The sequence below is a fragment of the Streptomyces sp. NPDC048275 genome, from assembly GCF_040652275.1.
Classification (GTDB): domain Bacteria; phylum Actinomycetota; class Actinomycetes; order Streptomycetales; family Streptomycetaceae; genus Streptomyces.
Genome location: NZ_JBEZLR010000224.1, coordinates 1 through 3,113, shown reverse-complemented (window position 1 = coordinate 3,113; position 3,113 = coordinate 1). Strand labels below are relative to the sequence as shown.

The window sequence follows — 3,113 nt, the reverse complement described above, 5'->3', positions numbered from 1 at the left end:
GATGGAGTGTCCGGCGAGGTAGTCGGGGCGCAGTCCCCAGCTTTCCAGGAGGCGGAAGAGGGCGACTTCGATGGCGAACAGGGCGGGCTGGGTGTGCCGGGTCTGGTCGAGCTGTCCGTCCGGGTTGGTGGCGATGATGTCGCGCAGCCCGGGTTCGAAGTGTTCGAGGACCGCGTCGAAGGCGTCGGCGAACGCGGGATAGGTGTCGTACAACTCCTGCCCCATGCCGACGCGTTGGGCGCCCTGTCCGGTGAACAGGAACGCCAGCCTGCCGGGCCGTGTCGCGTCTCCGGTCACCACCGAGCTGTGGCTGCGGCCGGCGGCCAGGGACTGAAGGCCGGCCCGCAGAGCGTCCGCATCGGCGCCCACCACCGCGGCCCGGTAGTCGAACACGGTCCTGGTGGTGGCCAGGGAATGGGCGACATCGCCCGCGGCCGCCTGCGGACGCTCCGCCAGCCAGGCGTGCAGCCGCTTGGCCTGTTCCCGCAGCGCGCGGTCGGACTTGGCCGACAGCGGCCAGACGAACGGCCCCGTGTGCTCCGGTACTTCGGGTGAAAGCTTCGCACCGGACGCGGCGGGCTCCTCGGGCTCGGGAGCCTCCTCAAGGATCACATGGGCGTTGGTGCCGCTGATGCCGAAGGAGGACACTCCCGCACGCCGAGGATGCCCGTCGCGCTCCCAGGGCCCGGCGTGCGCGAGCAGTGAGACGGCACCCTCCGCCCAATCGACGTGCGGCGAGGGCGCGTCCAGGTGGAGGGACTTGGGCAGAACACCGTGGCGCATCGCCATGACCATCTTGATGACGCCCGCGACACCGGCCGCGGCCTGCGCGTGCCCGATGTTCGACTTGATGGAGCCCAGCCGCAGCGGCTTGTCGGCCGGCCGGTCCTGCCCGTACGTGGCGAGGATCGCCTGCGCCTCGATCGGGTCGCCCAGCGTGGTTCCGGTGCCGTGTCCCTCGACCACGTCCACGTCCGCGCTGCGCAGCCGCGCGTCCGCGAGGGACTGCCGGATCAGCCGTTCCTGGGCGGGCCCGTTGGGGGCGGTCAGACCGTTGCTCGCCCCGTCCTGGTTGACGGCGCTGCCCCGGACCACCGCGAGGACCTGGTGCCCGTTGCGCTCGGCGTCGCACAGCCGCTCCACCAGCAGCAGGCCCGCGCCCTCGGCCCAGCCGGCCCCGTCGGCGGAAGCCGAGAACGACTTGCACCGGCCGTCCGGGGACTGGCCACGCTGCCGGCTGAACTCGATGAACACCCCGGGCGTGGCCATCACGGTGACCCCGCCCGCCAGCGCCAGATCACACTCTCCCCGCCGCAGCGCCTGGACGGCCAGGTGCAGGGCGACCAGGGAGGACGAGCAGGCGGTGTCGACGCTCACGGCCGGGCCCTCGAAACCGAAGGTGTAGGCGACCCGGCCGGAGGCGACACTGCCCGCGCTTCCGCTGCCCACCAGGCCCTCGAAGCCCTCGGGCGCCGGGTGCAGCCGGGCACCGTAGTCGCTGTACATCACCCCGGCGAACACGCCGGTGCTGCTGCCGCGCAGGGCGGCCGGATCGATCCCGGCATCCTCGAACGCCTCCCAGGCGGTCTCCAGGAGCAGCCGCTGCTGCGGGTCGATGGCCTGCGCGTCCCGCGGGGAGATCCCGAAGAACCGGGGGTCGAAGTGGCTGGCGTCGTAGAGGAATCCGCCCTCCTTCGCCACCGAGGTGCCCAGGTGCTCCGGGTCGGGGTGATACAGCTCGTCCAGCGGCCAGCCGCGGTCGGTCGGGAAGCCGGCGACCGCGTCCTTCTCGTCGGCGACCAGCTGCCACAGCTCCCGGGGCGAGCGGACCCCGCCGGGGAACCTGCAGCCCATCCCGACAATCGCGACCGGCTCGTTCAGACCGGACTCCAGCTCCCGCACGCGTTCCCGCGCCTGGTGCAGGTCGGCCGTCACCCACTTGAGATAGTCGACGAGTTTCTGCTCTTTGTCGGTAGGGCTCATGACTGCTGCACGCTCCTTCCCAGCTCGTTGTCGATGAAGGCGAAGACCTCGTCGGCGCTGGCGTCCTGGATCCGGTCGGCGACCGAGGCGTCGGCGGTCCCGCGTTCCGCGGTCCACTGCGCGAGCACGGTCTGCAGCCGGAGGGTGATCTCCCGGTCCAGCCGCTCGTCGCGGTCGAGCCCGGTCAGCGAGGCCCCCAGCCGGTCCAGCTCATCGAGGATCGGCAACCGGGCCTCAGCGGGGGCGATCTGGGCCAGCAGATAGTGGGCGATGGCCTGCGGGGTGGGGTGGTCGAAGACGAGGGTGGCCGGCAGCTTGCGGCCGACGGCCGCGCCCAGCCGGTTGCGCAGCTCCACCGCGGCCAGCGAGTCGAAGCCCAGCTCCTTGAACGGGCGATCCGCGCGCACCGCGCCGGCGGAACTGCTCCCCAGCACCGTCGCGGCCTGCAGCTGTACGACTTCGAGCAGCGCCGCCGGCCGCTCGGCCTCGGGCAGGGCGGCCAGCCGCTGCGCCAGCGCCTCCGCCGCGCCCGCCTCCGAGCGGCGGCGAGCCGGGACGCGGACCAGCCCCCGCAGCAGCGCCGGCACCTCGCCGGCCCGCAGAGCCCGCTGGTCGAAGCGGGCGGCGGTGACGACGGGCCGGTCCTGGCCCAGTGCACGGTCCAGCAGGGCGAGCCCCTGTTCGGCGCTGAGCGGGTGCAGACCGCCGCGGCTCATCCTGGCCAGGTCGGCCCGGTCGAGGGAGGCGGTCATCGCGCTCTCCTCCTCCCAGCGGCCCCACGCGATGGACAGCGCGGCCCGGCCCTGGGCCCGCCGGTGGGCGGCCAGGGCATCCAGGAAGACGTTGGCGCAGGCGTAGTTGGCCTGGCCGGGGCTGCCCAGCACGCCGGCCACGGAGGAGAAGAGCACGAAGTGCCGCAGATCCTCGGTGAGTTCGTGAAGGTTCCACGCCGCGTCCACCTTGGGCCGCAGCACACTGTCGAGCCGGTCCGGGGTCAGGGACGCGACCAGGCCGTCGTCCAGGACTCCCGCGGCATGGAAGACGGCGGTCAGTGGCTGGTCGGCGGGGATGGCGGTGAGGAGTGCGGACAGTGCGTCGCGGTCGGCGACGTCGCAGGCGGCGAGGGTGAC

The 3,113-nt window shown here is 73.0% G+C and carries 2 protein-coding genes; both read right to left on the bottom strand.

The features are described from left to right. The coding region (locus tag AB0D57_RS47445) for a type I polyketide synthase (protein WP_362088727.1) at positions 1–1,983 on the bottom strand (1,983 nt) is incomplete at its 3' end. Then, on the bottom strand, positions 1,980–3,113 hold a 1,134-nt coding region (locus AB0D57_RS47440; RefSeq protein ID WP_362088726.1), incomplete at its 5' end, for a beta-ketoacyl reductase. The genes AB0D57_RS47445 and AB0D57_RS47440, both read right to left, overlap by 4 nt.